Here is a 25,621-nt window from a genome sequence, read left to right as displayed (position 1 = left end):
GCTCCGGTTTCGGACAAAGTCGTGGTCAATCAAAAAAGAGGCAGACATGAACACCGATGAAGTGCTGGGCATTTTCCGCGAGGCGGGTGCTGTTCTGGAAGGGCATTTCATTTTGACCTCGGGCCTGCGCAGTCCGGTCTTCCTGCAGAAGGCGCGCGTGTTCATGCATGCCGACAAGACCGAGCTTCTGTGCAAGGCGTTGGCCGAGAAGATCCGCGCTGGCGTGCCAGGCAAGATCGATTATGTCGTCGGCCCGGCGATCGGAGGGCTGATCCCGGCCTATGAGACCTCGCGTCATCTCCGCGTGCCGGCGATCTGGGTCGAGCGGGAAGGCGGCAAGTTCCGCTTGCGCCGCTTCGAGATCGCCAGGGGCTCGCGTGTCGTCATCGTCGACGACATCGTCACCACTGGCCTGTCGATCCGTGAGACCATCGAGTGCCTGCGCGATCTTGGCGCCGAGGTGATGGCCGCGGCCTGCATCATTGATCGTTCGGCCGGCAAGACCGATGTCGGTGTGCCGCTCATCGCGCTTGCCGAGTATGAGGTCCCGGCCTATCCGGTCGACCGGCTGCCGCCGGAGCTTGCCGCCATCCCGGCGATCAAGCCCGGCAGCCGCAACATCTGACGGGGCATTTTTTTCGCCCAACAGTGTGCGGCGGTTTTGGGGAAAGCGACATGCGTGAAGACAGATTGGAAATGATCGCCGGCATCGATCATTTCGTGCTGACGGTCGCTTCGCTGGAAGTGACCTGTGAGTTTTACCAGCGCGTGCTGGGTTTTGAGCGCATCGACGCGGCGGATCGGCCGACGGCGCTGGCTTTCGGGACCCATAAGATCAATGTGCATGAGGTCGGCCGCACTTTCGAGCCCAAGGCGAAGTCGCCGACATCAGGATCAGGTGATTTCTGCCTGATCACCGACCGGCCACTGGATGAGGTCCGTGCCCGCCTCGCGGCCAATGGTGTGGCGGTGGAACTCGGCCCGGTCGAACGTGTCGGGGCTAGAGGTCCTATGATGTCGGTCTATTTCCGTGACCCAGACGGCAATCTGGTCGAGGTCAGCGAATACCTGCGGTAGCCGCCGGCGGCGATGCGCCTTTCGGCGATGCGACTGCCGGTTCCCTAAATTCGCCGCGATTATCCAATGTTCGAAGCAAGACCTGCCGCCCCGAAGGGCGGCGACAAGCGCGGCGCATAGAAGGTGTTTGGTTGTTCTTGCGCCAGCGCGTCGTTATATAAGGTGGCGATTGCCATAGGGTGATAGTCAAGCGCAAGATGTGGCTGCCACGCCCGGCTGAAGGTGCCGTTGCGGGCGCTGTGGAACGGGAACAGAGTGCTTTTTCGACGCCGCAAGCCTGATGGCCTTTATGAGCGGGTGCGTACCTACCTTTGGCCGCGCCGCTCGTTTTCGCGCTCGCTTCAGTATTTTTCCAAGCGCATCCTGCGGCTGAAGGCCACACCGCATGCGGTTGCGGCCGGTGTTGCGGCCGGTGTCTTCGCTTCATTCTTTCCCGTCGGTTTCCATTTCATCATCGCTGCCCTCCTGTGCTGGGTGATCGCCGGCAATCTGGTGGCGGCCGCTCTCGGCGCGGTTTTTTTCGGCAACCCGCTGACCTTCCCGTTGCTATGGGGCGCGTCGTGGGAAACGGGCAAGCTCATCCTGCATGACCGCCTGCCGACGCATGGGCCGCCGGCACATCTGGGCGAGATGCTGCATAATCTCTCCTTCGCGCAATTGTGGAAACCGGTCCTCGAACCGATGCTGATCGGCGCGGTTCCGCTCGGGCTCGCCTTCGGGCTGCTGTTCTACGCCATCACGCGCTGGGGCATGAACGCTTTCCGCGAACAGCGGCGCAAGCGTCTGGCCGAGCGTGCAAGCCGGCATGCGCAATCGTCCCATCCCGGCGCAAGCATCGGTTCCACCGCGCGATGATCATCGGCATCGGCAGCGACCTGATCGACATCAGACGCATCGAAAAGTCGCTGGAGCGTCACGGCCAGCGCTTCATCCAGAGAATCTACACCGAGATCGAACAGGCCCGCTCCGAAAACCGGCGGGCGCGTGCTGCCTCCTATGCCAAGCGTTTCGCTGCCAAGGAGGCCTGCGCCAAGGCGCTGGGCACCGGTCTGGCGCAGGGCGTGTTCTGGCGCGACATGGGTGTCGTCAACCTGCCCAGTGGCGCGCCGACCATGGCGCTGACGGGAGGAGCGCAGGCCAGGCTGGACAAAATCCTGCCAAAGGGCCACCGGGCGGCGATCCACCTCACCATCACGGATGATTTCCCGCTCGCTCAAGCCTTTGTGATCATCGAGGCGTTGCCCGTCGAAGAAGCGCCACATTGATTGCCTCTGACGACCGGCATTGACGTTGCCCAGCGCGCGCCGAGACTCTATACCATCCAACGCACAATCGAGGACGACATGAGCGTGGCTGAAAAATCCGAGAAGAAATCCGGCGGGCTTGGCGAGACCGTCAGCGTCATCGTCCAGGCGCTTTTGCTCGCCCTGGTCATCCGCACGCTGCTGTTCCAGCCTTTTTCGATCCCGTCGGGATCGATGCGGCCGACGCTTTTGGAAGGCGACTATCTGTTCGTCACCAAATGGTCCTACGGCTATTCGCGCTACTCGCTGCCTTTCGGACCCGATATTTTTTCAGGCCGCATCTGGGGCTCCGAGCCGAAGCGCGGCGACGTAGCGGTTTTCAAGTTCCCGCCTGATCCGTCCGTCGACTACATCAAGCGCGTTGTCGGCCTGCCGGGTGACAAGATCCAGGTCAAGGACGGCCAGCTTTTCATCAACGGCGTCGGCGTGCCGCGCGTGAAAACAGGCCAGATCGACAATCCCGACATCACCGAGGAATCGCGCCCGATCGATGTGTATCGTGAGACCTTGCCCAACGGCGTCAGCTACGACACGCTCGACCTGAATTCGAACTCGATCGGCGACAACACCCGCGAATTCGACGTGCCGCCCGGCCACTATTTCATGATGGGCGACAACCGGGACAATTCCGCGGACAGCCGTTTCACCGTCGGCTACGTTCCCGCGGAAAATCTGGTTGGCCGCGCCAATCTTGTTTTCTTCTCGATCGCCGGCAAGGCGAGCCCTCTCGAAATCTGGAAATGGCCGTCGCTGATGCGCGCTTCGCGCCTGTTCCACTTCGTCAATTGATGGCTTTGAAGCGTCCGACAGGCGAAACTCTGGCCGGTTTGGTGAAGGCCAAGACCGGCCACGTCTTCAAGGATGTCCGTTTGCTCGAGACCGCCCTGACGCATTCCAGCGCCGTCAAGGCGGCCACCAACAACCAACGTCTTGAATTTCTTGGCGACCGCGTGCTCGGGCTCGTCGTCGCCGATATGCTTTTCGAGAAATTTCCTAATGCGCCGGAAGGTGAAATCGCCCCGCGCTTCAATGCGTTGGTCGATGCGCGGACATGCTCGGAAATCGGCATCGAAATGCAGCTCGAAGATCTGGTCCGGGCCGATGCTGCCTTGAAGATGCGGTCGCGTGGCTCAGGCGGAAACTACCTCGCGGATGCGGTCGAAGCTCTGATCGCGGCGGTTTACGTCGACGGTGGCATCGAGGCCGCGCGGCGGTTCGTCCTGCGCTACTGGGAACCGCGCTCTCATACGGTGATCGCAAAACCGCTCAATCCGAAATCCGATCTGCAGGAATGGATTGCCAAGACCAGCGATGCGCGCCCCGAATATGTGATCGAAAAACGCGAAGGCCCGGACCACCAGCCCGTCTTCACCGTGTCCTTGCAGGTCCGTGGCTTTGCGCCGATAAGCGGTACTGGCGGCTCCCGCAGGGTGGCCGAAGAAGCGGCGGCTTCGGCATTTCTTTTGCGCGAAGGCGTCTGGACCACCACATCGGCCCAAAAATCGGAGCGCGCGCGCTCAAGTGAAGGGAGTGCGGCATGACCGCCACCGAAGAACCGGCAACGGAAGCTGCCCCCACGCATTCCGGTTTCGTTGCCCTGATCGGCGCGCCCAATGCGGGCAAGTCGACGCTGGTCAACCAATTGGTCGGCGCCAAGGTGTCGATCGTCACCCACAAGGTGCAGACGACCCGCGCCATCGTGCGCGGCATCGCCACGCATGACAATGCGCAGATCGTTTTCGTCGACACGCCCGGCATCTTCAAGCCGAAGCGGAGGCTCGACACGGCGATGGTGACCACCGCCTGGGGCGGGGCCAAGGACGCCGATATCGTGCTGCTTTTGATCGACGCCGAGCGCGGCATCAGGGGCGACGCCGACGCCATCCTCGAACGGCTGAAGGATGTGCGCCAGCCGATGGTGCTGATCCTCAACAAGGTCGACCGCGTCAAGCACGAAGCGCTGCTGGCTCTGTCGGCGGCAGCGAACGAAAGGGTGCCGTTCAAGCGCACCTTCATGGTTTCGGCGCTGACTGGTTCCGGCTGCAAGGACGTGCTCGATTACCTGGCCGAGGCTCTGCCGGTCGGTCCCTGGTACTATCCGGAAGACCAGATCTCGGACCTGCCGATGCGCCAGCTCGCGGCCGAGATCACCCGCGAAAAACTTTATCTCAGGCTGCATCAGGAACTGCCCTATTCCTCGCATATCGAGACCGAGAAATGGGAAGAGAAGCCGGACGGCTCGGTGCGCATCGACCAGACCATCTATGTCGAGCGGGACAGCCAGAAGAAGATCGTTCTCGGCCACAAGGGCGAGACCATCCGCGCCATCGGCCAGGCGGCGCGGATGGAGATAGCAGGCATTCTCGAACAGAAGGTGCATCTGTTCCTGTTCGTCAAGGTGCGCGAGAACTGGGGCGACGACCCCGAGCGCTATCGCGAGATGGGGCTCGAGTTTCCGCGCTAGGCTCGATGGTCAGCAAGCCGAATATCGACATAGCACTTGTCAGCCGATTGATCGCCACGCAGTTTCCCAAGTGGAAGGATCTTGCGATCAGGCCGGTTGCATCAGGCGGCTGGGACAACAGGACCTTTCATCTCGGTGACGAGATGACCGTGCGGCTGCCGAGTGCCGGGGCCTATTCCCTGCAGGTGGAAAAGGAGCATCGTTGGCTGCCGAGACTGGCGCCTCTGTTGCCGCTGCCGGCGGACCGGCGCCGGGACAGCACAATTTCTTTCGCGGCGGAGCACTCAGCGTCTACGATGGCGAGGCCCGGCAAGCGATTGCCGCCCTCGACGGCAAGATCGATACGGACGCCGCCAGCGCGGTGTGGGAGGCAGCACTTGCCGCACAATGGCACGGTGCACCGGTCTGGTTCCACGGTGACGTCAGTTGGGGAAACCTGCTGGTCAGGCAAGGCCGGTTGAGCGCGGTGATCGACTTCGGAACCTCCGGCGTCGGCGATCCCGCCTGCGATCTGGCGATTGCGTGGACGCTGTTGGAAGGCAAAAGCCGGGAGGCGTTTCGTGCCGGCCTTCCGGCCGACGGGGCGATGTGGGCGCGCGGTCGTGGCTGGACGCTTTGGAAGGCGCTGATCACGGTTGCCGGGCAGATCGACGTCAACCCTGTCGAGGTTGAAAGATCCCGTCATGTGATCGATGAAGTGCTTGCCGATCACGCGCACGGGGCGTGAGGCGCCAAACGTTCAAGCCGCTCTCGCCCACCAGATCCTGATCCTGTGGCCGAACCATCCTCGCATGGCGCGACCAGGGACATTCTGACCGAAACGACGCTTTCCCGGACTTATGGAGTGCCGATCCGCCTGATCGAGGCGGGCGACCACGTCGCCTGCGTCGCCAAGGTCGACTGAGAGGCGTCGCGAAGGAATCGCCTTCAACGGTTGACTGCTGTCACAATCAGCGACGCGACAGCGCTCCAGGGGGTTTCGATCGCTTTGGAAGAGGCAGACAGGCTTGGAGGCGTCATCCCGCTTTTCGCCTCGGTATCAAAGTGGGTTTGGCGGATCGGCGGCATCTGACGATAAAGGGGGCGGCAAGATTCAGGCGATTTCGGCGTAAATCAGGTAGATATTCCGCATTATGCGGTCATTTTGGAAATATAGCACGTCACAATTGTATTTATCCGCGAAAGTATCGGTATATATATTTAATAAATGACATTGTGCCAGTTGTGCCACTCGTCGGATTCGCAAGTGTTATTTGTGCAACACAGTATTAATCTGTTCAAGGAATTGGCATTATTCGAGAAATCGTCATTGAAGACAGATGATCGATGGGTATGTTCGCCGCTGAAAAGGGCGAGCGATGCGAGCCTTTTTCGCTGTGGGGGTGAGGCGGGAAAACATTGCCGCCAGCCACAAATCCGAAGCCATTTATAACTATGACTGGAGAGGTCAGAAAATGAACATCAAGAGCCTCCTTCTCGGCTCAGCCGCGGCCCTGATCGCGGCCAGCGGCGCGCGCGCCGCGGACGCTGTCGTCGTTGCCGAGCCGGAACCTGCCGAATACGTCAAGATTTGCGACGTCTATGGCGCCGGCTACTTCTACATCCCGGGCACCGAGACCTGCCTGCGCATCGGCGGCTATCTCCGCTACGACATGGGCGTCGGCGATTCCGGCACGTTCGATGGTGTCAACAACGTTGCCGATCACATGGACGGCGATAGACACGACACTTATTACAAGAACATGCGCTTCACGCTGAGGACTTATACCGGCCAGGAAACCGAGCTCGGCACGTTGAAGACCTTCACCGAGACCCGGTTCCAGTTCGGCAACTCCTCTGGCGACTATGACGGAAGCTCAAGCACTGGCTGGCAAGCCGGCAATAACAAGGCAGATGGAACCAGCAAGACTTCGCTGAATTTCGCCTGGATCCAGCTCGGTGGCCTGCGGGTCGGCAAGGATGAAACGGTATACGACCAGTTCATCGGCTATGCCGGCAATGTCATCCAGGACACGCTCATCCCGTATGGTGTCAAGGATACCAACCTCATCAGCTACTACTTCGACGCAGGCAGCGGCTTCACGGGCGTGGTCTCGCTCGAAGAAGGCACCGCCGTCAACACGATCGACAGCTACGTTCCGCATGTTGTCGGCGGTTTGAAGTACAAGGGCGACTGGGGTGCGATCACCGGCGTCGTGGCCTATGACAGCAACTATGAGGAAGTGTCCGGCAAGGTCCGTCTGGACGTCAACGTCAGCAAGGAACTGACGCTGTTCGTCATGGGCGGCTACGGCACCAACGACAACATCAACGACTTCGGCACAGGCCGTACCCAATACAAGCCATGGGGCGGAAACTGGGCGATCTGGGGCGGCGGCACCTACAAGTTCAACGACAAGACCTCGTTCAACGCCCAGGTCTCCTATGACGACTGGAAGAACCTCGGCGTCGCGGCCAACGTTGCCTACACCATCGTCCCCGGTTACACGATCACGGCCGAAGTCGATTACCTCAATGCAGGAAAATTCGACGACTTCGATTTCAACAACTGGACCAAGGCCGACAAGAAGAGCAGCGTCGGCGGCATCGTTCGCTTCCAGCGCAATTTCTAACAGATCGACTGACCTCACCAGCCCGCCCGCAGCACATCGCTGCGGGCGGTTTTTTATGCCATTGGCATGAGAGTTACCCAGGGCCAAGCCGATACCTTGATTTCGCCACCCGATCGGTGAAAAGCTCCTGAAATGGAATGGCGCGATGAGGGAATCATTCTCGGCACCCGCAAGCATGGCGAAACCAGCGCCATTCTCGAGGTGTTGACGCGAGCGCATGGCCGTCATCTCGGCCTTGTTCGCGGCGGCCGTTCGCGCAAGCAGCAGCCTGTTCTCCAGCCCGGCAACCGTGTCGACCTGTTGTGGCGAGCGCGCCTTGACGAGCACCTCGGCACGTTCCAGGCCGAAGCGATCGAGATGAACGCGGCCCGGCTGATGGACAGCGCCGTCGCCGTCTACGGCTTGCAGACCATGGCCGCGCATCTGCGCCTGCTGCCCGAGCGCGATGCGCACGAAGGTCTTTACGAAACGCTTGCCGTAATGATCGTCCATCTCGACGATGCCGAAATTGCCGGCGAACTGGTGGCGCGCTTCGAGCTTCTGGTGCTGGACGAACTCGGCTTCGGCCTCGATCTCAGTCAATGTGCCGCCACCGGCACGCGACAGGACCTGGCCTATGTCTCGCCGAAGTCGGGACGCGCGGTATCGCGCGAAGCCGGTTTGCCTTGGCGCGACAAGATGCTGACTCTGCCGGCTTTCCTGCAGCGCGGCTCCGGCCTGCGCGCCGATGCGGCAGCGGTCGAGGACGCCTTCCGGCTCACCGGCTTCTTCTTCAACCGCCATGTCTATGAGCCGCGCGGCTTCGAGCCGCCAGACGCTCGTACCGGCTTCCTCGCCGCCTTGCGCAAACATCACGCGCGCGGCAAGGCCATAGCTGGCGAGGACGCAGCCAGAGAAATCATCACATGAGCGAGGTCGAACTTTATCCTGGCCGGGTCTCACCGCTCGGCCTCGGCACCATTCCGCACGCCGACATCCTGAAATACACCGGTTTGGAATTGCTGCAGCGCATCGTCGACGGCAAGTATCCGGCGCCGCCGATTTCCTTTCAGCTGAATTTCACTCTCACCGAAGTCTCGGAAGGGCGCGCTGTCTTTCGTGGCATGCCGAGCGAGCGCCATCTCAATCCGCTGGGCAGCGTACATGGCGGCTGGGCGGCGACGCTGCTCGATTCGGCACTGGCCTGTGCCGTGCAGACGCTGCTCGAAAAGGGCGAGGCCTATACGACGGCGGAGTTCAAGGTGAATTTGACGCGTCCCATCACGCCGAGGACCGGCGAGGTGGTGTGCGAGGGCAGGGTTGTTCACAAGGGCCGCACGTTGGCGGTGTCGGAAGCGACGTTGAAGGATGCCGGCGGCAAGCTGCTGGCTTTCGGCACCGAAACATGCTCGATCTTTCCGGCCGCCAATCTGGCGGCGCGTTGACTGGCGGCGCATTGAGTTTTCCGAGCTTGATTTTCTGGCCGCTTGGCCGCCGCATTTGAATGTCAGTACGACGGATGTCAGTGAAAACTGGCCTGGTTTGGGGGAACCGCCATGTTTGAAAGCCTGATCGGCCTTGTCGCCATCATCGCTTTGTTCGTCATCATTTCGCGCCAGCAGAGCCGCATCGGCCTTGTCGAGCGCGAGCTTGGCGCGCTGCGCAGCCTGGTCCTTTCCGGTGCCGTGCCGCCTGCGGCCCAGTCGTCCGAACAGGTGGACGACAACGCGCCCGCCGACATGGCTCCGGACGCAGCGGCTGCGACCGATATCGTTCCGCCGGAGGTAAGCGCATCAGTCACCGCCCCGGCGCCAGCCACGGACACGGAAGACTCGACCGGCGAGATCGTCTCCGGGCCGTGGACCGCTCCAGAACCGGCACCGAAGGCGGTGGATCCCGCGGAGCTTCCCGGAGCGGCGAAAGCCGCCCGCCAATCCGATGTCGAAACCGCGCTCGGAACCCGCTGGGCGGTCTGGGTTGGCGGCATCGCACTGGCGCTGGGCGGCCTGTTCCTGATCCGCTACACCATTGAAGCCGGCATTTTCGGTCCCGGCGTGCGGCTGGCCATGGCCGGCGTGCTCGGCCTGGTGCTGGTCGCCGGCGGCGAGTTCATCCGCCGCACCGGCTTCAAGGTGCCGGTGCAAGGGGCCGCCGGCGCTTATATTCCAGCAATCCTGACTGCTGCCGGTGCCTTCATCCTGTTCGGCACCGTCTATGCCGCGCATGGCATTTACGGCTTCATAGGCCCGGCACTCGCTTTCACGCTGCTCGGCGTCATCGGCGTGGCGACGATCGCGGCAGCCCTCGTCCATGGCCAGGCGCTGGCCGGCATCGGTCTCGTCGGTGCCATGGTGACGCCGGTGCTGGTCGCCTCGCAGGCGCCCAATCCCTGGGCGCTGTTCGGCTATCTCGCGATCGTGCTCGCCGCCACCGGCGTCATCGCCCGCATGCGCGCCTGGACGTCGCTGATGGCGGCGGCCTTTTTCGGCACCGGTGTCTGGACCATCCTTTACATGACCGATGCGCGGGGGGCGAACCTCTCCGCCATCCTGTTCATCGACGCCGTCACGCTGGCTGTGCTGGCCCTTGTCTGGCTCGCTCGCCGTGGCGATGAAACCGGGCCGGCCAGGGTTTTCGACTGGCCGTCTATCGTGCCTGGCTTGTTCATCGCATTCTCGGCGCTTGGCCTGTCGGTCGACCCGGTCTTTGCAGCCGCCGGCGATGCCTTGCCGGGCGCGGTGGTGATCGCCGCAATGGTGGCTGTCGCGCTTTATCGTCCGCTGGCGCTGCCGCTCCTCTATGCCGCGGGACTGGTCATGATGCTGATCTATCTCGGCATCATCCCGCCAACCTCGATCGCTTCCGATTTTTCGGGCGGTGCCCTGGGCGTCGACGGACTGCCGGTGGCCACGTCCAACGCGCTGACCTTGCGCATCGGCATCGTACTTGGCCTGGTTTTCATCGGCGCCGGCTTCTGGGCCGCACGCCGGTTCGCCGCCGGCACGCAGATCCGCGCGGCCTCATGGGCAGCGTGGGGCGTCATCGTCCCGCTGGTCGTCCTGCTGGCGCTCTGGTTCACTTTCGGCAATCTCGACCGTGACTTTGTCTACGCTGCCGCGGCGGCACTGCTGGTCGTCATTTTCGCCGCCGGTGGCGAGTGGATCGCGCGGGCCGAGGAGCCGCCGCTCAAGGGCGGTGTCGCGGTGTCGTTTGCCCTGGGCGGCGCGGCCATCGCCGGGCTCCTGCTCATGCATATGGCTTTCGATTCCGGCTGGACCACCATCCTGCTCGGTGCGGCGGCCATCGTGCCGGCGCTGGCCACGCGCCGGCGCGCCTATCCGGTGCTCGGCTGGATTTCGGTCGGCGCTGTGATCGCGGTGCTTGGCCGCGTCGCTTTCGACCCGACCATTGTCGGCGCCGGGTTCCTGTCGAGGACACCGGTCTTCAACTGGCTGTTGCCCGGCTACGGCGTGCCGGCGCTGGCCTTCGGCTTCGCCGCCTGGCAGCTCGCCCGCACCACGAATGGCCGGCCGCGCCTTGCCATGGAGGCGGCAGCGGCACTGTTTGCGCTGCTCACGCTCGCCATACTGGTGCGCCATGCCATGCATGGCGGCGTCATCGACACGGGTGCCATGACGCTCGCCGAACAGTCGATCTACACGCTGATCGCCATCGGCGCCGGCGCCATCCTGGTCGCCATCGACATGCGCTCGCCAAGCTCGGTGCTGCGCTATGGTTCGATGGCCGCCGGCGTGGCCTCGGTCGCCTTTATCATTGTCAGGCACTTCGTGCTGCTGAACCCATTGTTCACAGACGAATCGACCGGCCAGATCCCGGTGTTCAACCTGTTGTTCCTCGCCTATCTCCTGCCGGCGGTCGCCGCCGGGGGACTGGCGCTCTACGCCAGGGACAAGCGGCCGAAATGGTATGCGCAAATGCTGGCCGTGGTGGCTGCCGCGCTTGCCTTCGCCTATGCCACGCTGTCGGTGAGGCGCCTGTTCAAGGGCGAATTCATCGGCCTGTGGAGCGGGCTTGGCCAGTTGGAAACCTACACCTACTCGGCACTCTGGCTGGTTATCGGTGTGGTCTTGCTCACCGCCGGCGTCTGGCTGAAATCGCAGGTGCTGCGCATCGCCTCCGCCGCGCTGATCGCGATCGCCGTGCTGAAGGTCTTCATCTTCGACATGTCGGAGTTGGAAGGCGTGCTGAGGGCGCTATCCTTCATCGGCCTCGGCGCGGTTCTGATCGGTATCGGCCTGTTCTATCAGCGGCTTTTGACACGGGCGGCGAAGGAGGGATGATGCGCTTGCTTCCGTGAATAGCCCTTACCCGTTCATGTACCGGTTTGTCCGCTATTTTCGGACGACGCCGCGCACGCGGCGCTGTACGATTGCCTCTTTGATGAGGCCCGCGATCTTCCGGACAAACGCTGGGCTGAAGGAGCCGATTGGCCTCGTCGTGACGAGATCATAAGCTTCATCGATCTGTACGCGGTTGTACTCGTCTAGGATCAGCCATGACGGGAAATCGAGCCCACCTCTGCGACACTCGATTTCGCTCACGGCAACATGCGTGCGGGACTGGTCGGGCTTTTGCGAGGTGAGCGGGAACAAGAACAGTGCGGCAGGCGTTGCCGGCGTCCTGACCACAATGCAGACGGGCCGCGCCTTGCGGCCGAATTTCTCGCCGGCGTCAGCCTGTCGTGCCCATAGATAATAGTATCGAAGCAAATCGCCGGGCTTAAGCATCCGGCTTGTCGCTGGTTGTGATGGCCTCCAATCCGGACATGAGTTCATCGTGAACCTCGTCCGGCGCGTCCTCAAGCGTGTAGGCTACCGCATGAGGCGAACTAACGAGCTGCCGATATTGGGCCGCTGATAGGATGATCAGCTTCTCTTTGCCGCGTTTCGTGAGAGCGACAGGCTCGATCATTGCCGTTTCGAGAATTTCGCCGGACGCCCGATTCATATCCGAAAAGGTGAATTGTTTCATCGAGTGACCCTCATACGTATTTTACATATTGTGCATATTTTACGTATTTTGGCAATCGATTTACCGCTGCCTTCGATCGGGAATAAATCGGCACCGGCCATCGTTATCTCATTGCTTGGGTGACCGGGGCGGGAGACCGCTTCGCGCTGGCCGCTTGCGCCGCGCCCGGAAGGCGCGTTCAATTGGGATCAACAAGGGCGACCTCGAAACCTGCGGTCATGGACGAAAAGAAGGCAGCAATCCTTGGCGAAATACCGCGCCTGCGCCGTTACGCACGCTCGCTTTTGCGCGACCGCGACGCTGCCGACGACCTTGTCCAGGATTGCCTCGAGCGGGCGCTTGTGCGGCTCGACAATTGGCAGACAGGAGAAAGCCCCCGGAGGTGGCTGTTTACGATCATGCATCATTTGTTCATCGATCAGATGCGCAAGGTGAACCGCCGCGGCGAGGCGGCGATGCTGCCGCTGGAGGCAGGCGAGGCCGTTGCCCAGCCGGCCGAGCAGGTGGAGAACATTGCCTCGCGCGAGATCATCGACGCATTGCAGGCGATCAGCCCCGACCGTCGCGCGGCCCTTGTCATGGTTGCCATCGAAGGTTTTTCCTATGCCGAAGCCGCCAACATTCTGGGCGTGCCTGCCGGCACGCTGATGTCGCGCATTGCGCGCGGGCGTGAGGAATTGCGCGGGTTGCTGGACGACACGGCGCGCCGCCGCGCGATAAGGATCGTCGAGAAATGATCCGCCGCGACTTTTCCGAACGTGACATCCACATGGCGCTCGATGGCGAGCTGCCCAGCGATGAGCGCTCGGCCTACGATGCCTGGCTCGACGCCAATCCCGAGATGAAGGCCAAGAGCGCCCGTTTCACCGCCGACCGGGCGGCGCTGCGTGCCGCCTTCGCCGACGTGCTGGACGAAGCCGTGCCTGCGCGGGTGCGCAAGGTCGTGCTTGGCGAGGTGCCGGTCAAGGCATCTGTGCCACGCTCACGCTGGTGGCTTGCCGCTGCTGCCGCCGTGCTTCTGGTCACCGGCGGACTTGGTGGCTACTTTGCCGGCATCGACGGCATCGGCCAGGAGGACCCGGCGGAAGATCGGCTGGCCGAGCAGGCAATCGCGGCCCATGTCATCTATGCCGCCGAAAAGCGGCATGCCGTCGAGGTGCCGGCCAGCGACAAGGACCATCTGCAGACCTGGCTGTCCAACCGTGTAGGGCTGAAGCTGGTGGCGCCGGACCTGACCGCCGACGGATTCCAACTGGTCGGCGGCCGGCTGTTGCCGGCAGGCGAGAGCAAGGCCGCCATGCTGCTTTACGAGGACGGCAATGGGCAGCGTATCTCGCTGTTCGTCACCACGGAATCGACGGAGAATGCCAAAGGCACCTACGCCGCCGCGCAAGACGGACCCGAGGCCGTCTACTGGCTGGACAAGGGCTATGGCTGCGCCGTGGTCGGCTCCTTGCCGCGCGAGCGGCTGGCCGAGGTCGCCAGGAGCGCCTACACGCAACTTGTGAACGGGCTGGCAAGCTGAACGGCATTGCTTTTGCCGGTGCCGTCGATCCGCGAATGCCGATCCGGCCGAAAGACCTTTTGCGCCCGTCGGGCCGGCGTCGGATGTGTCACAATTCGGCCCTAATCGAGGTGCGATAGCGCTTGATGAATGCTGTCGCATCGCCCCGAAAATCGGAAACGGTTTTTGGAAACACGAGGCGAAAATTCAAGGTGGTGGAGCGGACTTCGTGCGCCCAGGTGGACGCCGGTTTTCCCAACGCCCTGGTTGGCGTCAAGGACGTGTTCGAGTAGGGCCATTCCACCATCAATCGAGGTTTTCTGAAGCCGCATGCCTGCCGAGATCCGCACGGCCCGCGCGTCTGACGTCGATGATCTCGCCGCCATTGAGAAAGCTGTTTTCTCAAGCGACCGTATTTCCCGCCGCTCCTTCCGCCTGTTCATCGAGCGTGAAACCGCCGAGACGCTGGTCGCCGAAGTCGACGGCCGCGTGGCCGGCTATGCGATCGTGCTGTTTCGCAAGGGCAGCGGCGTGGCGCGCCTCTACTCGATTGCGACCAGTCCGTTTTTCGGCGGGCTGGGTGTCGGCCGCATGCTGCTCGGATCCGCCGAAGATGCCGCCTTCGAGCATGACCGCATGATGCTGCGTCTCGAAGTTCGCGAGGACAACAGCCGCGCGATCCGCATCTACGAACGGGCCGGTTATCGCAAGATCGGCCGCGAGCCCGGCTACTATGAGGATGGCGAAACGGCACTTCGCTACGAAAAGACCTTGCGTGGCGACATTCCGATCGCCACCAAGGTGCCGTTCTACCCGCAGACCTGCGAATTCACCTGCGGCCCGTGCTGCCTGATGATGGCGATGGCCAATTTCGATCGCGGCTTCGTGCCGGATCCGGTCATGGAAATCCGCCTGTGGCGTGAAGCGACGACCGTCTTCATGATGTCGGGTCCCGGTGGTTGCGAACCGTTCGGCCTCGCTGTCTCCGGGTACGAAAGCGGGCTCGCGGTGGAGATCTACGTTTCCTTCTATGGCGCGCTGTTCCTGCAATCGGTGCGCAGTGAGGACAAGCGCAGGGTGATGGAACTGGCCCAGGTCGACTTTCGCCGACGCGCGGAACTTTACGGCATCCCGGTGAATTACCGTGCATTCACAATCGACGATATCCGCGCTGCGATCGCTGGAGGAAAGCTGGTGCTGGTGCTGATCAGCGGCTTCCTGATGTTCGGCAAGAAGGTGCCGCACTGGGTGCTGGCGATCGGCGATGACGGCGACCATATCCTGATCCACGACCCTTGGGTCGAGGATGAAAGGCAGGAGACCGTCCTTGATGCAGCCAACATTCCCGTGCCTTACGGCATCTTCATGAACATGGCGCAGTTCGGTCGCGATGGACTGCGTGCCGCCATCACTCTGGGAAAGCGTGACAGATAATGACCTGGGTCATCCTTACCGGCAGGCAGAGCGATCTCGACCAGGTGGCGACACCGCACAAGATCATCACCAATCGCGACTATCTCGCGCATCCATCATTGTTTCGCGGCCAGCGGCCGAAGGTCATCAACCTGTCGAACAATTACGCCTATCAGAGCCGTGGCTACTATGCGTCGCTGCTGGCAAGCTCGCGCGGCCACAAGGTGATCCCGACGGTCGAGACGATGATCGACCTGTCGGAGCGCAAGCTTTATGAGCACGCGCTGCCGGAACTGGAACTGGCGCTCAACAAATGCCGCAAGGATCTCGGTGGCGCCTTTCCGCAAAAGGTCTGCATCTTCTTCGGCATCGGCCCGTCGAAAATCTGGGACCGCTTCGCCAAACTTCTGTTCGACTGGTTCCGCGCGCCGGCGCTCGAAGTCCACATCAAGGACAGCGCTGAATGGGCCTCGATCCGCAAGATCGGCTTCCATCCGTTGGCGCGGATGACCGAGGACGAGGAAAAAAGCTTCATCCAGTGCCTGGAAACCTACACCAACCGGGAGTGGCGCGACACCAAGGGCCGCACGCCGGCGCGCTACACCTTCGCCACGCTGGTCGACCCGCATGAGGAATTGCCGCCCTCGGAGATATCGTCGCTGCGCTATTGGGCCAAGATCGCGGAGAAGATGGGCGTCGAAATCGAGCCGATCACCAAGCGGGATCTGGCCAAGCTCGCCAATTACGACGCGCTGTTCATCCGCGAGACCACCTCGATCTCCAACCACACCTATCGTTTCGCCCGCCGCGCCCAGCAGGAAGGCATGCCGGTGATCGACGATCCGCTGTCGATGATCCGCTGCACCAACAAGGTCTATCTCAACGAATTGATGGCCTACAACAAGGTGCCGGTGCCGCCGACGGTGATGATCGCCGGCACCTCGGATCTCGAACTAGCGGCGCAGACGCTGGGCTTTCCGCTGGTGCTGAAAATCCCGGATTCGTCGTTCTCGCGCGGCGTCAAGAAATGCGCCAATTTCGAGGAACTGAAGACGCTTGCCACCGCATGGCTCGAGGATTCCGACCTTCTGATCGCGCAGAAATTCATTCCGACCGAGTATGACTGGCGCGTCGGCGTGCTCGGCGGCCAGCCGCTGTTTGCCGTGCATTATCTGATGGCCAAGAAGCACTGGCAGATCGTCAACCACAAGGCCAACGGCAAGCCCGACCAGGGCGGCATCAAGACCTTCACGCTGAAGGAGACGCCGGCGCATGTCGTCGAGACGGCTGTGAAAGCGGCGCGCTGCATCGGCGACGGGCTCTATGGGGTCGACCTCAAGGAGACCAAGGACGGCGTCTTCGTCATCGAGGTGAATGATAATCCCAACCTCGACCATGGCTGGGAGGATTCCGGCGAGAAGGACGAGGTCTGGGTGCGGCTGACGCAGTGGTTCCTGGAGCGGCTGGACCGGCCGGGGCGGTAATTTGATCGGGGGTAGAACATGCAGTTTATCGTGATCGAGGATTTCACAGGCTGTGATCGCAAGGAGATCTACCGCCGCTTTCGCGACCGCGGCCGCCTGAAGCCGGACGAGCTTCTCGTGCACCACAGCTGGATCGCGGCGGACATGAGCCGCTGCTTCCTGCTGGTGGAAGCCAATGACGTCACGCTGCTGCAGCGCTGGGTCATCGAATGGGCGGATCTGGTGGAATTCGAGATCGTTCCCGTGGCGACAAACAAGGACATGGCTGAGGCATTGAGCGGGCACCTCTGATCATCGCCGCACACTACGTCAACGCAGTGCCGGCGAGCCGACTGCGCGCCGACACTCGTCGATCAGCCACAGGCGAAACGCGGCCACGACATCGCGCCTGGCGCTGCGCTCCGGGATCGTCAGGCAATAGGGCTGGCGCAGCTCCAGTGCCTGGGCGAGGGGCCTGACAAGTCGGCCGTCTGCCAGCGCCGCGGCACAGTAGATCCCTTGCGCCAGCGCCACGCCCAATCCCGAAATGGCAAGGTCGAGTGCCGCGCGCGATGAGTTGGCCGAGAGGCCGCGCTGCGCTGCCCGGCCGGGCTCGATGCCGGCCGCCTCGAACCAGTTGTGCCAGGACGGAAAGGACGCACCAGTCGGTCCCCAGCCCGTGTGGATAAGCGGCAGGCTGGCCAGGCCCTCGGGTTTGATTGTGTCCGCCAGCCCGGGGGCACACACGGGATAGACTGCGTCCTGGACGATGTCCTCGGTCGGGTGCTCGCGATAATGCGGCCCATAGGAGAGCCTGATGTCGATCAGTTCACGGTCGAACGGCACCGGGTCGTCGTCGCCTCTGAGCGATATGTCGACGACGCCATGGCTTGAGGCAAAACCAGCGAGACGCTGCGAAAGCCAACCCATGGCCATGGATGGCGGCACCGACACCACAAGGCGTGGGCGGAACGTATCGCCGCCCAGCTGGCGCGCGACGCTGCCGATCTCCTGGAAGGCCATGGTCAGCCTGGGCAGCATCTCGACGCCTGCCTCGGTGAGGACGACGCGCCGGTTGACGCGGTGGAACAGCTTGCGGCCCATCTGCTCCTCGACCGTGCGGATGAGCTGACTGACGGCAGCGGCCGACACCGAAAGCTCTTCCGCCGCCGCGGCAAAGCTGCCTATACGGGCCGCAGCCTCGAAAGCTTGAAGCCCTTTGAGAGAAGGAGGTACGGCCATAATCACCGAATAGATAAGTTCAGCTTATCTAGATTGCGGAAATCGTCGTTTTTGGAAAGGTTGTTCATTGGCTACAGTGGGTTCATCAAACTCCAGTCTGGATCGAAGCACGTGGATCATCGTGACGTAATTTCATCGCTGACGCAGGAGGAGCGCAATCGGCTGACCGCCAAGTCTGATGTTGCGGGCCTCGTTCAGCTTGCTGCTCATTGGGGCGCGATCATGGTCGTCGGATCGCTGATCGCCGTCAAGGTGCCGTTCTGGCCACTGCTGATGCTGCCGCAAGGTATCCTCATCGTCTTCCTGTTCACGCTGCTGCACGAAACGGTCCATCGCACGGCCTTTGAGTCGCAATGGCTGAACGATGCCGTGGCGCGGGTGTGCAGCCTGGCGATCGCGCTGCCGGCGGACTGGTTTCGCTATTTCCATTTCGCCCACCATCGATACACGCAGGACCCGCAGAACGACCCGGAACTGGCCTTCCCCAAACCGGAGACATGGCGGCAATATCTCGTCCACATATCCGGCATCCCTTTGTGGTGGGGCCACCTCAAGACGCTTTATGCCAATGCGATGGACCGCGGCCGGGAAAGCTACGTTCCGCCAAAGGGCTATGACAAGGTGCGCATCGAGGCACGCGCCATGATTGCCTTTTACGCCGTGGTCCTTCTGCTGGCCGTCTATTTCCGGCTCTCGGTGCTTCTCTATGTCTGGATCTTGCCCGCTCTGTTGGGGCAGCCGTTTCTGCGCCTCTATCTCTTAGCCGAGCACGGCCGTTGTCCGTTCGTCGCCAACATGCTGGAGAACACCAGGACCACGCTGACCAACTGGCTGGTCCGCAGGCTGGCGTGGAACATGCCGTTCCATGCCGAGCATCATGCCTATCCAGGCGTGCCGTTTCATCAACTGCCGCGGTTTCATGCGCTGATCGAGCGGCATCTCAAGGTGGTCGAGCCCGGCTATGTCAGCTTCCACGGCAAATACATCGACACGCTGCGTTGACGATGGCCGGCCTCAGCCGGTCTGGCTGTGGAGCGCTCGGGATTTCAACAGACGCTGGATCTCGGCGGCCGTTGACGGCACGCCGATCAGATAGCCCTGCGCCTCTGTACAGCCATTGCCGCGCAGGATGTCGAGTTGCGCCTCGGTCTCGACCCCCTCGGCGGTGACAGTGATGCCAAGCTCGGCGCCCAGCCCGATGACGGTGCGAACGATCGCCGCGGCGTCACGATTGCCCAGGTCGTGGATGAACGAACGATCGATCTTGATCTTGTCGACGGGAAAACGCCTGAGATAGCCGAGCGAAGAATAGCCGATGCCGAAATCGTCCAGCGCGATACGGACGCCGAGTTCGCGCAACTGCCGCAGCGTCCTTAGCACCGCCTCGCTTTCGTCCATCAGCACGGTTTCGGTTATCTCCAGTTCCAACCGATCGGCTGGCACGCCGGAGAAAGCCAGCGCCGAGATGACGCTGCGGGCGAAGCTGCCGCTTTTAAGTTGCACGGCCGAGACATTGACCGCGACGCGCAGGCCGGCGGGCCAGTCGGCCGCCGCCGTGCAAGCTTTCCTCAGCGCCCATTCGCCAAGCGGCACGATCAATCCAGTGTCTTCGGCGACCGGAATGAAGCTGTCCGGCGCCACCGTGCCGCGTGTCGGCGAATGCCAGCGCATCAAGGCTTCCGCGCCGACGATCTCCCCGGATGCGATGTTCATGATGGGCTGGAAGTCGAGGTCGAATTCCTGGCGCGGCAGCGCGGTCTCGAGGTCGATCTCCAGCGCACGCCGTGCCTGTACCATAGCGTCCATTCCGGGTTCGAAGAACCGATACTGATTGCGCCCTTCGCTCTTCGCCCGGTAAAGCGCCGTATCGGCGTTCCTCAGCAGCGTGTCGGCATCTCCACCGTCGTCGGGGAAAACCGCTATGCCCAGGCTGATGCCGATATGCATCTCGCGGCTCTTGTCGCGGAACGGTTTTCCTATTGTCTCGATGATGCGCTTCGCGAGTTTTTCAGCATTGGCAATGCCCTTGAAATTGAACTGGATGATGACGAATTCGTCACCGCCGAAGCGGGCAACGACGTCGTTTTCATTATGAAGGCAGCGCTGCAGCCGCTCGGCCACGCTCTTCAGCAGCCAGTCGCCGGCCGGATGTCCCCAAGTGTCGTTGACCGCCTTGAAGCGATCGAGATCGAGCGAGAAGATCGCCAGCGGCGTGGCCGCCGTGTCCTCCAGCGCAAGGTCGAGCCGTTCGCGAAACATCGAGCGGTTGGGCAGTCCGGTCAGCATGTCGTGATGCGCAAGATGGGTCATGCGCTCTTCGGTACGGCGGCGCTCCGTAACATCGTCGAAGGTCGCCACCCAACCGCCGCCGCTCATCGGCTGGCGGGTGACCAGAACCGTCCTGCCGTCGGTAAGATGCCGATAGGCCGAATGCATTTTTCTCGCCACCAGGCAGGCTTCGGTCTTGGCGACTTCGCTGTCGACATCGATCTTCGTATAGATGCCGAGTTCCAGCAATCGTTCGAGCGCGTCGCGGTGCGTCGTTCCAAGCGGGAAGTCCGCCGCGGTGACGTTGTAGAGTTCTAGGAAACGCCCGTTGCGCACGATCATCTTGCCGTCGGCGTCATACATCAGCAGGCCTTGCGACATGTTGGCGAGCGCTGCGTCGAAGCGGCGGTGCTGCTCCTTGAGATCCTCTTGCGCGCGGCGCTGCTCAGTGATGTCCTCATAGATCGAGACCCAGCCGCCCAGAGTCAGAGGGCGGTGCGAGATGCTGACGATGCGGCCGTCCGACAGTGTTTCTTCGTAGGTCGAGGGCTTTGCCTGATCGATATAGGGCTTGCGGATGGCGTAGAGTTCGTCGGCGGTTTGCGAGGCGATGCCGATATCGGCGCTGTGGCGCAGAATGTCGAGGAACCGGATGCCGGGCCTTATCACGCTGGCTTCGAGGCAAAAGATGTTCAGGTAGTTGCCGTTGCAGATGATCATCCGCTCGTCGGCGTCGAACATGCACAGGCCGTGCGACATGTTCTCGACCGCAGCCGAAAAGCGTTGGTTCTGCTCGCGCAGTTCGTCTTCCATGTGGCGGGAGCGGTCCATGCCTTCGGCCTCCCGTTTCGGGTTGGTCGAACCATCCTTGGCATCAGCGACGGGCATGAGCGCGCCTGCGGACCGTGATCGAACGCGCTATTGTGGCCGCCGCCGGTTAATTTAGCGTTTTTAGTCGATTGCGGTCGCCGAAACCTGGTGTCGCGATGTCTCGATCGCGGAAAACCGCTTCAGGAACGCATTTTGCGCCCAGGTCACCGAGCGTGGCGTGAAATCGAAGCGGTCGGCATTGAAGCCGCGCGGACGGCCGAAGAACTCGGTCGCCTCCGCGGTCGAAAAGCCGGCGAGCAGCGTTGCCTCGAAATAGGCGGCGATCTGGTCGGCGCGCTTGATCTCCTTGCGCAGCGCAGCACCCGGTTCCGGCAGCGAGAAGCGCAGATGGATGGCGCGCTGCAGCCGCAACTCACAATCCTTGTAGCTGCCGCCCATTACCGATTTGAACGGTGAGATCATGTCGCCGATGACATATTCGGGGGCGTCGTGCAGGAGGGCCGCCAGCTGGGCGTCGGCCGAAGCCTCGGGTACCAGGTCGCGGAACAGCGCTTCGACCAGCAGCGAGTGCTGGGCGACCGAAAAGGCATGCTCACCGCTGGTCTGGCCGTTCCAGCGGGCAACGCGGGCGAGCCCATGCGCAATGTCTGAAATCTCGATGTCGAGCGGCGAGGGGTCGAGCAGGTCGAGCCGGCGGCCCGACAGCATGCGCTGCCAGGCGCGTGCCGGTGCGCCGACGCGGTCGGCCGCCATCAGACCCCCTCCGCGCTGGCGGCTTCCTGCGGGAAGGTGAATTTTGCCCAACCGGGAATGGCCAGCGTAACTGGAACGTCCGCCGCCATGATCGGCAGATCGGCGTCGAGCGCCGCCTTGATCCGGTCGATACGGACAATCGCCAGACCAGCCGTGCCGGCAGTCGAGCCAAGCGTGCCAACCGGCCTGCCTTCGACGGTCAGCTCAGAGCCGGGCGCGGGCAGGGGCCGGTCGGCTGACACAATCAGCACGCGCCGCCTGGCGGTGCCGCGATGCTGCATGCGCGAGACGACCTCCTGGCCGACATAGCAGCCCTTCTTGAAGCCGACGCCACCGGTTTCGTCCAGCAGCACGTCGTGGGGGAAGGCGTCTCCGAGTTGGTAGTCGCTGCCGCTTTCGGCAATGCCGCCGGCAATGCGGAAGGCTTGCCACGCGGCAAGATCGCTGCGCTCATCTGTTTCGCCATAGGAACGCGTGACGGCACCCTTCGGAAAGCGTGTGTCGGCGGCTGCCGTTGAATCAGATTGTGAGGGTGTTGATTCATGTCCCCATGCGACGGTGACAAATGCCTGATCGGATTTTGCAATCTCGACCTTGGCGCGCAGTTTGTAGAGCGTCAGCCGGCGTATGAAATCGTCCGCTATGTCGGCACGGCATTCGAGCCGGAATGCATTCTCGCCGGTGCGCGAGATCAGGAAATCGAACAGGATCTTGCCTTGCGGCGTCAGCAGCGCACCGGGCTTGGCTTCGCCGGGAGCCAGAATGTCGAGATCGGTGGTCACGATGTTTTGCAAAAAATGCTCGGCATCCGGACCTGATACGGAAATGAGGGCGCGGTCTTTGAGCTGGGCAAAGGGCATGGGCGGAAAAGCAACCTGATCTTGCAAAATGGTCGGCCTTTACGTAAGCCGCTGGCACTCCCCCCGCAAGAGAGCATGGCCATGATCTACGACCTCATCCTGACAGGCGGCACAGTGGTCAACCATGACGGCGAAGGGGCTCGCGACATCGGCGTGAAGGACGGGCGCATCGCTGCCATCGGCGGTCTCCGCCAGGCCTCGGCCGGCGAGACGATCGACTGCCGCGGCCTGCATATCCTGCCGGGTGTCATCGACAGCCAGGTGCACTTTCGCGAGCCGGGACTGGAGCACAAGGAAGATTTGGAAACGGGGTCGCGCGCGGCCGTGCTTGGCGGCGTCACCGCCGTGTTCGAGATGCCCAACACCAATCCTTTGACCACCAGCGAGGCAGCGCTTGCCGACAAGGTCCGGCGCGGCACGGATCGCATGCATTGCGATTTCGCCTTCTGGGTCGGCGGTACCCGCGAAAACGCCGGGGATGTCGGCGAGCTTGAGCGGCTGCCGGGCGCTGCCGGGATCAAGGTTTTCATGGGCTCGTCCACTGGCGACCTGCTGGTCGAGGATGACGAGGGCGTGGCGTCGATCCTGAGAAACACGCGCCGGCGCGCCGCCTTTCATTCGGAAGACGAATTCCGGCTGCGCGAGCGTCTTGGCGAGCGCATCGAGGGCGACCCGGCATCGCACCCTGTCTGGCGCGACGAGATCGCCGCCTTACGCTGTACCGAACGGCTTGTACGCATCGCGCGCAGCGTTCGCGCCCGCATTCATGTCCTGCACATCTCGACGGCCGAGGAGATTGTGTTTCTCGAACAACACAAGGATGTCGCGACCTGCGAGGCAACGCCGCATCATTTGACGCTAAGCGCCGACGACTACGCACGCCTTGGCACGCTGATCCAGATGAACCCGCCGGTGCGCGCCGCCCGCCATCGCGACGGCGTCTGGCACGGCATTGCCCAAGGCGTCGTCGACGTGCTCGGCTCCGACCATGCGCCGCACACGCTGGCCGAGAAGGCCAAGCCGTATCCGGCCTCACCGTCGGGAATGACCGGCGTGCAGACGCTGGTGCCGATCATGCTCGACCACGTCAATGCCGGCCGGCTGACCTTGCAGCGCTTTGTCGACCTGTCCAGTCATGGCCCGCAGCGGATCTTCGGCATGGCCAGGAAAGGCCGCATCGCCGCCGGCTATGACGCCGACTTCACCATCGTAGACATGATGCGGCGCGAGATGATCACCAATGCGCAGGCCGGCTCGAAAGCCGGCTGGACGCCTTATGATGGCAGGGAAGTGACGGGTTGGCCGGTCGGCACCGTCATTCGAGGCCGACGTGTCATGTGGGAGGGCGAAATCGTCACGCCAGGCCAAGGCAAAGCGGTGGAGTTTTCCGAGGCATTGCCCGTCTAGGCTCCCGGATCTCTGCAAGGGCAGAGGCAGAAAGCTCAATCCCCGGCGACGAAGAACGACCACTGTCCGGCAGGCGTGATGCCGACACGGTAGAAGATATAGGCGCCGAACTGCTTCATATCATTGAAATCGCCGGCGGTGACGATCTTGAAGAGCTCGACCCGCTGCTTGGCGTCCAGCTTGTCCAGCGGCAGGGCGAAGAAATACGGCCACACATAGAGTTCTTGTGGCGTGCCGGCATCGAGGTGGACGTAGCCGGCATTAAGCACCTCCTCCAGGATGGCCAGAATCTCCTGGCCGTCTGGGTCTCCGGAGAGGCCCTTGAGGAAGGCGATGGCGTCGCCGTCTATGTCGGTCAGCGATATCTGTGTCATGCTCTCGCCCGTGCCGATCAACGGTCGCAGCTTTTCGATATCGCCGCCCTTGCAGGCTTCGACGATCAGATCGTGCATGCGCCGCACCGGTTCCGGCAGCTTGCCGAGATCGTAGACGACCTCAGGCACCGGCGTTTCCGGATCGACGCGCGGTCTGGTCACGCCGCCATCCGCCGGGCTGTCCGGCTCGGCTTCGGCAGGAGCAGTCGGCTGGCTGGCCGGCGGCGGTGTTCCGACCGGGTTGGGCATTGGCACGGCGCTTCCGGGGGGCGACATGTCGTCGTCGGCCGGCGGCGTGACTGTCGGGGGGAGCTCTTCGCGCTTGATTTCGCTCAGCGCATACACGGGGCTGCTCGCGAGACACACAAGCAGGGGAATCGCGGCACAGCAAGCGGCGAAGGAGATGCGAAGGATCAAGCCACACGGCTTGCCTGACATCGAAAAACTCACTGCCCGTTTCTCCCTGCTTCCGGGCATGACGCCCGAGCGGCATGTTCCCGTCAAAGAACCGGACGTCGGTTCAGTGCCGCAGCCGTTCAGGTTCGAAGGCGCCAGCAATCACCTTTTCACGCATACGGTCGAGCAGGGCAAGGGCCGAGGTCTCGCCATTGGCACGCAACATCTCGCCGAAGGCTGTTTCGAGCGCTGCTTCGGCGATGATCTCGGGCTCTATCCCGGCGGAGAGACCTTCCGCCCAGGCCTCGCTGTGGCTTTCCACGGCGGTCAGGCGTTTTTCTTCCCTGACCAGCGCGTCGATGTCGTTGACACCATGTTCCATAAGCGAATGTCCACCCTTTCAAGCTGCGATCCATCGATGTGGATCAGGCCTGATCTGTTCATTTCACACGCAGGGGCAATTAAGTATTTGTAAATACGACATTTTTTTGATCGTCTTTTACAAAGCCCGATTGCCTTGTGCGAAGCTGCGTTCAGCTCGAGTCAAACTTAGCCGATTGGGGCGGCCTGCGGGGCGAAAACCTTCAGTTTGAGTTAATTCCGCTTTCGCGCGGTAAGGTTTCGTTAATACTGTTGCAGAAGTGCAACATGAGGATTGCACCAAGATATCGCCTGGCACAAG

27 protein-coding genes and 1 pseudogene are annotated in these 25,621 nt (G+C 62.3%); 20 read left to right on the top strand and 8 right to left on the bottom strand.

From position 1 onward, the window contains the following. Positions 1–46 precede the first annotated feature (46 nt). From pyrE to NKJ37_RS28225, 13 genes and pseudogenes are all read left to right on the top strand, one after another. On the top strand, positions 47–625 hold the full coding sequence (gene pyrE, locus NKJ37_RS28285; protein ID WP_352775975.1) for an orotate phosphoribosyltransferase: 579 nt from the start codon (positions 47–49) through the stop codon (positions 623–625). 50 nt (positions 626–675) lie between these two features. After that, entirely contained in the window at positions 676–1,077 is a 402-nt protein-coding gene (locus tag NKJ37_RS28280; protein ID WP_352775973.1) for a VOC family protein, read from the top strand. A gap of 255 nt (positions 1,078–1,332) precedes the next feature. Beyond that, positions 1,333–1,932, top strand: coding sequence for a DUF2062 domain-containing protein (locus NKJ37_RS28275; RefSeq protein WP_128303036.1), 600 nt, complete (start codon positions 1,333–1,335; stop codon positions 1,930–1,932). Then, positions 1,929–2,342 (top strand): holo-ACP synthase, encoded by a 414-nt coding sequence (gene acpS / locus NKJ37_RS28270; protein WP_023812868.1) that lies wholly within the window; start codon positions 1,929–1,931, stop codon positions 2,340–2,342. Before NKJ37_RS28275 ends, acpS begins: the two co-directional genes overlap by 4 nt. 78 nt (positions 2,343–2,420) lie before the next feature. Next, entirely contained in the window at positions 2,421–3,170 is a 750-nt protein-coding gene (gene lepB, locus NKJ37_RS28265; protein WP_013532585.1) for a signal peptidase I, read from the top strand. Then, on the top strand, positions 3,170–3,922 hold the full coding sequence (gene rnc / locus NKJ37_RS28260) for a ribonuclease III (RefSeq protein ID WP_352441267.1): 753 nt from the start codon (positions 3,170–3,172) through the stop codon (positions 3,920–3,922). Before lepB ends, rnc begins: the two co-directional genes overlap by 1 nt. Next, the gene (gene era, locus NKJ37_RS28255; protein WP_128303038.1) at positions 3,919–4,845 is read left to right on the top strand and encodes a GTPase Era; all 927 of its coding nucleotides are present in this window, start codon (positions 3,919–3,921) and stop codon (positions 4,843–4,845) included. The genes rnc and era overlap by 4 nt, the downstream gene beginning before the upstream one ends. Before the next feature lie 5 nt (positions 4,846–4,850). Continuing rightward, positions 4,851–5,572 (top strand): annotated as a pseudogene (locus tag NKJ37_RS28250) (phosphotransferase). Between the two features lie 45 nt (positions 5,573–5,617). Further along, positions 5,618–5,749, top strand: a complete 132-nt coding sequence (locus NKJ37_RS28245) for a hypothetical protein (protein WP_352609815.1) — start codon at positions 5,618–5,620, stop codon at positions 5,747–5,749. A 550-nt stretch (positions 5,750–6,299) separates the two neighbouring features. Beyond that, positions 6,300–7,457, top strand: coding sequence for a porin (locus tag NKJ37_RS28240; protein ID WP_023812874.1), 1,158 nt, complete (start codon positions 6,300–6,302; stop codon positions 7,455–7,457). A 132-nt stretch (positions 7,458–7,589) separates the two neighbouring features. Beyond that, positions 7,590–8,366: a DNA repair protein RecO gene (gene recO / locus NKJ37_RS28235; protein WP_023812875.1), complete on the top strand. Its 777-nt coding sequence runs from the start codon at positions 7,590–7,592 to the stop codon at positions 8,364–8,366. After that, positions 8,363–8,881 (top strand): PaaI family thioesterase, encoded by a 519-nt coding sequence (locus NKJ37_RS28230; RefSeq protein ID WP_023812876.1) that lies wholly within the window; start codon positions 8,363–8,365, stop codon positions 8,879–8,881. The genes recO and NKJ37_RS28230 overlap by 4 nt, the downstream gene beginning before the upstream one ends. 111 nt (positions 8,882–8,992) lie before the next feature. Beyond that, on the top strand, positions 8,993–11,737 hold the full coding sequence (locus NKJ37_RS28225) for a DUF2339 domain-containing protein (protein WP_352775970.1): 2,745 nt from the start codon (positions 8,993–8,995) through the stop codon (positions 11,735–11,737). Between the two features lie 51 nt (positions 11,738–11,788). Here NKJ37_RS28225 and NKJ37_RS28220 read toward each other — a convergent pair whose 3' ends face one another. Beyond that, complete coding sequence (locus NKJ37_RS28220; RefSeq protein ID WP_352775967.1) at positions 11,789–12,184, bottom strand: hypothetical protein; 396 nt, start codon at positions 12,182–12,184, stop codon at positions 11,789–11,791. After that, the gene (locus tag NKJ37_RS28215; protein WP_027038026.1) at positions 12,177–12,428 is read right to left on the bottom strand and encodes a type II toxin-antitoxin system Phd/YefM family antitoxin; all 252 of its coding nucleotides are present in this window, start codon (positions 12,426–12,428) and stop codon (positions 12,177–12,179) included. Before NKJ37_RS28215 ends, NKJ37_RS28220 begins: the two co-directional genes overlap by 8 nt. A gap of 218 nt (positions 12,429–12,646) precedes the next feature. Between NKJ37_RS28215 and NKJ37_RS28210 the strand changes: the two genes are divergently transcribed. From NKJ37_RS28210 to NKJ37_RS28190, 5 genes are all read left to right on the top strand, one after another. Beyond that, positions 12,647–13,165, top strand: coding sequence for a sigma-70 family RNA polymerase sigma factor (locus NKJ37_RS28210; RefSeq protein WP_352775965.1), 519 nt, complete (start codon positions 12,647–12,649; stop codon positions 13,163–13,165). Next, positions 13,162–13,953 carry an anti-sigma factor family protein gene (locus NKJ37_RS28205; protein ID WP_352775964.1) on the top strand — a complete coding sequence of 264 codons (792 nt, stop codon included), beginning with the start codon at positions 13,162–13,164 and terminating at the stop codon, positions 13,951–13,953. The genes NKJ37_RS28210 and NKJ37_RS28205 overlap by 4 nt, the downstream gene beginning before the upstream one ends. A 309-nt stretch (positions 13,954–14,262) precedes the next feature. After that, entirely contained in the window at positions 14,263–15,366 is a 1,104-nt protein-coding gene (locus NKJ37_RS28200) for a peptidase C39 family protein (RefSeq protein WP_352775961.1), read from the top strand. Next, positions 15,366–16,829, top strand: coding sequence for a RimK family ATP-grasp domain-containing protein (locus NKJ37_RS28195; protein ID WP_027038023.1), 1,464 nt, complete (start codon positions 15,366–15,368; stop codon positions 16,827–16,829). The genes NKJ37_RS28200 and NKJ37_RS28195 overlap by 1 nt, the downstream gene beginning before the upstream one ends. A 30-nt stretch (positions 16,830–16,859) precedes the next feature. Continuing rightward, positions 16,860–17,120: a DUF3303 domain-containing protein gene (locus NKJ37_RS28190; protein ID WP_352775958.1), complete on the top strand. Its 261-nt coding sequence runs from the start codon at positions 16,860–16,862 to the stop codon at positions 17,118–17,120. Between the two features lie 18 nt (positions 17,121–17,138). Here the strand turns inward: NKJ37_RS28190 and NKJ37_RS28185 are convergent, their stop codons facing one another. Then, on the bottom strand, positions 17,139–18,050 hold the full coding sequence (locus NKJ37_RS28185; RefSeq protein WP_128303041.1) for a LysR substrate-binding domain-containing protein: 912 nt from the start codon (positions 18,048–18,050) through the stop codon (positions 17,139–17,141). A 111-nt stretch (positions 18,051–18,161) separates the two neighbouring features. Here NKJ37_RS28185 and NKJ37_RS28180 point away from each other — a divergent pair, with 111 nt between their 5' ends. Next, a complete protein-coding gene (locus NKJ37_RS28180; protein WP_023812885.1) occupies positions 18,162–19,052 on the top strand; it encodes a fatty acid desaturase family protein in 891 nt (296 codons plus the stop codon). Positions 19,053–19,064: 12 nt separating this feature from the next. Here the strand turns inward: NKJ37_RS28180 and NKJ37_RS28175 are convergent, their stop codons facing one another. The 3 genes from NKJ37_RS28175 to ygfZ all read right to left on the bottom strand — a co-directional run bounded on the left by NKJ37_RS28175 (position 19,065) and on the right by ygfZ (position 22,762). Continuing rightward, entirely contained in the window at positions 19,065–21,206 is a 2,142-nt protein-coding gene (locus NKJ37_RS28175; protein WP_352759044.1) for a putative bifunctional diguanylate cyclase/phosphodiesterase, read from the bottom strand. A 63-nt stretch (positions 21,207–21,269) separates the two neighbouring features. Continuing rightward, positions 21,270–21,902, bottom strand: a complete 633-nt coding sequence (locus tag NKJ37_RS28170; RefSeq protein WP_352443173.1) for an HD domain-containing protein — start codon at positions 21,900–21,902, stop codon at positions 21,270–21,272. Next, a complete protein-coding gene (gene ygfZ, locus NKJ37_RS28165; protein ID WP_023812888.1) occupies positions 21,902–22,762 on the bottom strand; it encodes a CAF17-like 4Fe-4S cluster assembly/insertion protein YgfZ in 861 nt (286 codons plus the stop codon). The genes NKJ37_RS28170 and ygfZ overlap by 1 nt, the downstream gene beginning before the upstream one ends. A 75-nt stretch (positions 22,763–22,837) precedes the next feature. Here ygfZ and NKJ37_RS28160 point away from each other — a divergent pair, with 75 nt between their 5' ends. Continuing rightward, positions 22,838–24,169 carry a dihydroorotase gene (locus NKJ37_RS28160; protein ID WP_023812889.1) on the top strand — a complete coding sequence of 444 codons (1,332 nt, stop codon included), beginning with the start codon at positions 22,838–22,840 and terminating at the stop codon, positions 24,167–24,169. 35 nt (positions 24,170–24,204) lie between these two features. Here the strand turns inward: NKJ37_RS28160 and NKJ37_RS28155 are convergent, their stop codons facing one another. Further along, positions 24,205–24,993, bottom strand: a complete 789-nt coding sequence (locus NKJ37_RS28155; RefSeq protein WP_023812890.1) for a hypothetical protein — start codon at positions 24,991–24,993, stop codon at positions 24,205–24,207. 70 nt (positions 24,994–25,063) lie between these two features. Beyond that, positions 25,064–25,321, bottom strand: a complete 258-nt coding sequence (locus NKJ37_RS28150) for a hypothetical protein (protein ID WP_008874920.1) — start codon at positions 25,319–25,321, stop codon at positions 25,064–25,066. Between the last annotated feature and the right edge of the window lie 300 nt (positions 25,322–25,621).

The sequence above is a fragment of the Mesorhizobium sp. M0140 genome, assembly GCF_040322475.1.
Lineage (GTDB): Bacteria > Pseudomonadota > Alphaproteobacteria > Rhizobiales > Rhizobiaceae > Mesorhizobium.
This window is presented reverse-complemented; position numbering and strand designations above follow the sequence as displayed.

Bases quoted from the DNA above. Each gene is read 5' to 3' on its own strand.
- NKJ37_RS28280 (WP_352775973.1), top strand. From the start codon at position 676: ATGCGTGAAGACAGATTGGAAATGATCGCCGGCATCGATCATTTCGTG.
- recO (WP_023812875.1), top strand. From the start codon at position 7,590: ATGGAATGGCGCGATGAGGGAATCATTCTCGGCACCCGCAAGCATGGC.
- NKJ37_RS28175 (WP_352759044.1), bottom strand. From the start codon at position 21,206: ATGCCCGTCGCTGATGCCAAGGATGGTTCGACCAACCCGAAACGGGAG.
- NKJ37_RS28170 (WP_352443173.1), bottom strand. From the start codon at position 21,902: ATGGCGGCCGACCGCGTCGGCGCACCGGCACGCGCCTGGCAGCGCATG.
- NKJ37_RS28205 (WP_352775964.1), top strand. From the start codon at position 13,162: ATGATCCGCCGCGACTTTTCCGAACGTGACATCCACATGGCGCTCGAT.
- ygfZ (WP_023812888.1), bottom strand. From the start codon at position 22,762: ATGCCCTTTGCCCAGCTCAAAGACCGCGCCCTCATTTCCGTATCAGGT.
- NKJ37_RS28230 (WP_023812876.1), top strand. From the start codon at position 8,363: ATGAGCGAGGTCGAACTTTATCCTGGCCGGGTCTCACCGCTCGGCCTC.
- NKJ37_RS28195 (WP_027038023.1), top strand. From the start codon at position 15,366: ATGACCTGGGTCATCCTTACCGGCAGGCAGAGCGATCTCGACCAGGTG.
- NKJ37_RS28185 (WP_128303041.1), bottom strand. From the start codon at position 18,050: ATGGCCGTACCTCCTTCTCTCAAAGGGCTTCAAGCTTTCGAGGCTGCG.
- NKJ37_RS28210 (WP_352775965.1), top strand. From the start codon at position 12,647: ATGGACGAAAAGAAGGCAGCAATCCTTGGCGAAATACCGCGCCTGCGC.
- NKJ37_RS28225 (WP_352775970.1), top strand. From the start codon at position 8,993: ATGTTTGAAAGCCTGATCGGCCTTGTCGCCATCATCGCTTTGTTCGTC.
- lepB (WP_013532585.1), top strand. From the start codon at position 2,421: ATGAGCGTGGCTGAAAAATCCGAGAAGAAATCCGGCGGGCTTGGCGAG.
- era (WP_128303038.1), top strand. From the start codon at position 3,919: ATGACCGCCACCGAAGAACCGGCAACGGAAGCTGCCCCCACGCATTCC.
- NKJ37_RS28215 (WP_027038026.1), bottom strand. From the start codon at position 12,428: ATGAAACAATTCACCTTTTCGGATATGAATCGGGCGTCCGGCGAAATT.
- NKJ37_RS28240 (WP_023812874.1), top strand. From the start codon at position 6,300: ATGAACATCAAGAGCCTCCTTCTCGGCTCAGCCGCGGCCCTGATCGCG.
- NKJ37_RS28150 (WP_008874920.1), bottom strand. From the start codon at position 25,321: ATGGAACATGGTGTCAACGACATCGACGCGCTGGTCAGGGAAGAAAAA.
- NKJ37_RS28220 (WP_352775967.1), bottom strand. From the start codon at position 12,184: ATGCTTAAGCCCGGCGATTTGCTTCGATACTATTATCTATGGGCACGA.
- acpS (WP_023812868.1), top strand. From the start codon at position 1,929: ATGATCATCGGCATCGGCAGCGACCTGATCGACATCAGACGCATCGAA.
- NKJ37_RS28160 (WP_023812889.1), top strand. From the start codon at position 22,838: ATGGCCATGATCTACGACCTCATCCTGACAGGCGGCACAGTGGTCAAC.
- NKJ37_RS28200 (WP_352775961.1), top strand. From the start codon at position 14,263: ATGCCTGCCGAGATCCGCACGGCCCGCGCGTCTGACGTCGATGATCTC.
- rnc (WP_352441267.1), top strand. From the start codon at position 3,170: ATGGCTTTGAAGCGTCCGACAGGCGAAACTCTGGCCGGTTTGGTGAAG.
- pyrE (WP_352775975.1), top strand. From the start codon at position 47: ATGAACACCGATGAAGTGCTGGGCATTTTCCGCGAGGCGGGTGCTGTT.